Source organism: Ligilactobacillus murinus DSM 20452 = NBRC 14221 (genome assembly GCF_001591685.1).
Classification (GTDB): Bacteria; Bacillota; Bacilli; order Lactobacillales; family Lactobacillaceae; genus Ligilactobacillus; species Ligilactobacillus murinus.
The window spans coordinates 1-3,244 of record NZ_BCVJ01000087.1; the positions used below are offsets into that span (position 1 = coordinate 1).

At 49.7% G+C, this 3,244-nt stretch carries 2 rRNA genes; both read right to left on the reverse strand.

Annotated elements, in window-relative coordinates:
• Positions 1 to 117: ribosomal RNA gene (gene rrf / locus LMU01S_RS09710) — 5S ribosomal RNA — on the reverse strand.
• 71 nt (positions 118 to 188) lie between these two features.
• Positions 189 to 3,105: ribosomal RNA gene (locus LMU01S_RS09715) — 23S ribosomal RNA — on the reverse strand.
• Positions 3,106 to 3,244 lie beyond the last annotated feature (139 nt).

Genomic DNA, 3,244 nt, shown 5'->3' on the forward strand with positions numbered 1-3,244 from the left:
GCGTGGCAACTTCCTACCCTCGCAAGGGGCGATCCCCTAACTACTATCGGCGTTACAAAGCTTAACTTCTGTGTTCGGAATGGGAACAGGTGTAGCCTTTGTGCTATCGCCACCACACTTTTTTGTGAGAACCTTGTTCTCTCAAAACTAGACAATATCTTTATTTCCGAAAACGCTACGTTTTTGACTTGGTTAAGTCCTCGACCGATTAGTAATGGTCCGCTCCATACGTCACCGTACTTCCACTTCCATCCTATCTACCTGATCATCTCTCAGGGGTCTTACTTCCATAAAGGAATGGGAAATCTTATCTCGAGGTGAGTTTCGCACTTAGATGCTTTCAGCGTTTATCTCATCCATACATAGCTACCCAGCGATGCCCTTGGCAGAACAACTGGTACACCAGCGGTATGTCCATCCCGGTCCTCTCGTACTAAGGACAGATCCTCTCAAATTTCCTACGCCCGCGACGGATAGGGACCGAACTGTCTCACGACGTTCTGAACCCAGCTCGCGTACCGCTTTAATGGGCGAACAGCCCAACCCTTGGGACCGACTACAGCCCCAGGATGCGATGAGCCGACATCGAGGTGCCAAACCTCCCCGTCGATGTGGACTCTTGGGGGAGATAAGCCTGTTATCCCCAGGGTAGCTTTTATCCGTTGAGCGATGGCCCTTCCATGCGGAACCACCGGATCACTAAGCCCGACTTTCGTCCCTGCTCGACTTGTAGGTCTCGCAGTCAAGCTCCCTTATGCCTTTACACTCTGCGAATGATTTCCAACCATTCTGAGGGAACCTTTGGGCGCCTCCGTTACCTTTTAGGAGGCGACCGCCCCAGTCAAACTGCCCACCTGACACTGTCTCCCGCCGCGATAAGCGGCGAGGGTTAGAGTGTTCATACAACGAGGGTAGTATCCCACCAGCGCCTCGATCGAAACTAGCGTTCCGACTTCTACGGCTCCTACCTATCCTGTACAAGTTGTACAAACACCCAATATCAAGCTACAGTAAAGCTCCATGGGGTCTTTCCGTCCTGTCGCGGGTAACCCGCATCTTCACGGGTATTATAATTTCACCGAGTCTCTCGTTGAGACAGTGCCCAGATCGTTACGCCTTTCGTGCGGGTCGGAACTTACCCGACAAGGAATTTCGCTACCTTAGGACCGTTATAGTTACGGCCGCCGTTTACTGGGGCTTCAATTCTGAGCTTCGCTTACGCTAACCCATCCTCTTAACCTTCCAGCACCGGGCAGGCGTCAGCCCCTATACTTCATCTTACGATTTTGCAGAAACCTGTGTTTTTGATAAACAGTCGCCTGGGCCTATTCACTGCGGCTGCACATTGTGCAGCACCCCTTCTCCCGAAGTTACGGGGTCATTTTGCCGAGTTCCTTAACGAGAGTTCTCTCGCTCACCTTAGGCTACTCGCCTCGACTACCTGTGTCGGTTTGCGGTACGGGTGGTCTGATTCTAACTAGAAGCTTTTCTCGGCAGTGTGACATCGATCACTTCGCTACTTTAATTTCGCTCCCCGTCACAACTTGTCCTTAAGACGATAAGCATTTGACTCATCATCAGACTTGTTGCTTGGACGTGCATATCCAACAGCACGCATCTCTAGCCTCCTGCGTCCCTCCATCGTTCAAACAAATCAAACCAGTACAGGAATCTCAACCTGTTATCCATCGCCTACGCCTCTCGGCCTCGGCTTAGGTCCCGACTAACCCTGGGAGGACGAGCCTTCCCCAGGAAACCTTAGTCATACGGTGGACCAGATTCTCACTGATCTTTCGCTACTCATACCGGCATTCTCACTTCTAAGCGCTCCACCAGTCCTTACGGTCTAGCTTCATCGCCCTTAGAACGCTCTCCTACCATGCAACATAGTTGCATCCACGATTTCGGTAATGTGTTTAGCCCCGTTACATTTTCGGCGCAGGATCACTCGACTAGTGAGCTATTACGCACTCTTTAAATGGTGGCTGCTTCTAAGCCAACATCCTAGTTGTCTGTGCAATTCCACATCCTTTTCCACTTAACACATATTTAGGGACCTTAATCGGTGGTCTGGGCTGTTTCCCTTTCGACTACGGATCTTATCACTCGCAGTCTGACTCCCGGATATAGATCTGTGGCATTCGGAGTTTATCTGAATTCAGTAACCCAAGACGGGCCCCTAGTCCAAACAGTGCTCTACCTCCACGATCCTTAACTCCGAGGCTAGCCCTAAAGCTATTTCGGAGAGAACCAGCTATCTCCAAGTTCGTTTGGAATTTCACCTCTACCCACACCTCATCCCAGCATTTTTCAACATACACGGGTTCGGTCCTCCAGTGCGTCTTACCGCACCTTCAACCTGGACATGGGTAGGTCACCTGGTTTCGGGTCTACGTCAACGTACTCATTCGCCCTATTCAGACTCGCTTTCGCTACGGCTCCGGCCTTTGCGCCTTAACCTCGCACGCTAACGTAACTCGCCGGTTCATTCTACAAAAGGCACGCCATCACCCATTAACGGGCTCTGACTACTTGTAGGCACATGGTTTCAGGAACTATTTCACTCCCCTCCCGGGGTGCTTTTCACCTTTCCCTCACGGTACTGGTTCACTATCGGTCACTAGGGAGTATTTAGCCTTGGGAGATGGTCCTCCCGGATTCCGACGGAGTTTCACGTGTTCCGCCGTACTCAGGATACTGGGCTGAGGAAACGAAGTTTCGCTTACAGGGCTATCACCTTCTCTGGCTGATCTTCCCAAATCATTCAACTACTTCGTTTCTTGGTAACTCAAATGTCCAGTCCTACAACCCCAGAGAGCAAGCTCTCTGGTTTGGGCTGTTCCCTTTTCGCTCGCCGCTACTCAGGGAATCGAATTTTCTTTCTCTTCCTATGGGTACTTAGATGTTTCAGTTCCCCACGTCTACCTTCAACTGAGCTATGTATTCACTCAGTGATAACAGGTCTTTACTCCTGCTGGGTTTCCCCATTCGGAAATCTCCGGATCACAGTTTACTTACAACTCCCCGAAGCTTATCGCAGTTAGTCACGTCCTTCATCGGCTCCTAGTGCCAAGGCATCCACCATGCGCCCTTAATAACTTAACCTATATTATCTTACGATAATGGTTATGAGTTTAGCGATTAAACATTAAATGTTTTAAACTCTTTAAAACGCGGTGTTCTCGGTTATTTTAATTAACAAAGAAATAAAAGATATTATCTAGTTTTCAAAGAACAAGTTTGA